Source organism: Heliobacterium mobile, assembly GCF_009720735.1.
GTDB lineage: Bacteria > Bacillota > Desulfitobacteriia > Heliobacteriales > Heliobacteriaceae > Heliobacterium > Heliobacterium mobile.
The window spans coordinates 1-843 of sequence record NZ_WNKU01000112.1; the positions used below are offsets into that span (position 1 = coordinate 1).

1 tRNA gene and 3 rRNA genes are annotated in these 843 nt (G+C 52.4%); all 4 read left to right on the forward strand.

Annotation, left to right across the window (positions count from 1 at the left end):
• Positions 1-89, forward strand: a 16S ribosomal RNA gene (locus tag GJ688_RS20010); the annotation flags it as partial.
• Between the two features lie 301 nt (positions 90-390).
• Positions 391-507: ribosomal RNA gene (rrf, locus tag GJ688_RS20015) — 5S ribosomal RNA — on the forward strand.
• 49 nt (positions 508-556) lie between these two features.
• Positions 557-632: transfer RNA gene (locus GJ688_RS20020), tRNA-Ala, on the forward strand.
• A gap of 136 nt (positions 633-768) precedes the next feature.
• Positions 769-843: ribosomal RNA gene (locus GJ688_RS20025) — 23S ribosomal RNA — on the forward strand; the annotation flags it as partial.

Genomic DNA, 843 nt, shown 5'->3' on the forward strand with positions numbered 1-843 from the left:
GGAGCCAGCCGCCGAAGGTGGGGTCGATGATTGGGGTGAAGTCGTAACAAGGTAGCCGTATCGGAAGGTGCGGCTGGATCACCTCCTTTCTATGGAGACTCGTCACGGTAGAGGATGAACCTTGCTAGTTTACTGGCGAAGGGATATCACCTCTATGCAGTGAGATGTCGAGGTCGAACCGGACGGAGACCTCCCAACAAGGTGTGCAAGCGAGGTAATCTCGCAAGCTACCAGGTGGGACAGGTCCGAACGGGAAAGGTTAGCACGCAGCGCAAGACAACTGTTTGATTTTGAGGGACTGGAGAAACTTACCGGTTGAAAACATCAACCGGGTGTAGTAAAATTCTAAATCCGGTGATGAACCGGATAACCTCAACAATTACAAACTGATCTGGTGGCAATGGCGGAGGGGTCACACCCGTTCCCATCCCGAACACGGCAGTTAAGCCCTCCTGCGCCGATGGTACTTGGGACGTTGGTCCCTGGGAGAGTAGGTCGTTGCCAGATCGACCGGCGAAGCCGGCAAAACCGGATACGAAACTTATCCGGTTTATATGGGGCTATAGCTCAGCTGGGAGAGCGCTTGAATGGCATTCAAGAGGTCAGCGGTTCGATCCCGCTTAGCTCCACCAATTTTATCAAACCACTTGTCGCCAAACGGCGACAGGTTTGTTCCTTGAAAACTGCACAGAGGTAAAGTAAAGCGCGAGCGATTTATGGCCAATGCCGGATAACGTAAGTTAAAGGTAGAAGTCATCATCAAAAAAAGGTCAAGTTAGTAAGGGCATACGGTGGATGCCTAGGCGCTGAGAGGCGAAGAAGGGCGCGGACAGCTGCGAAAAG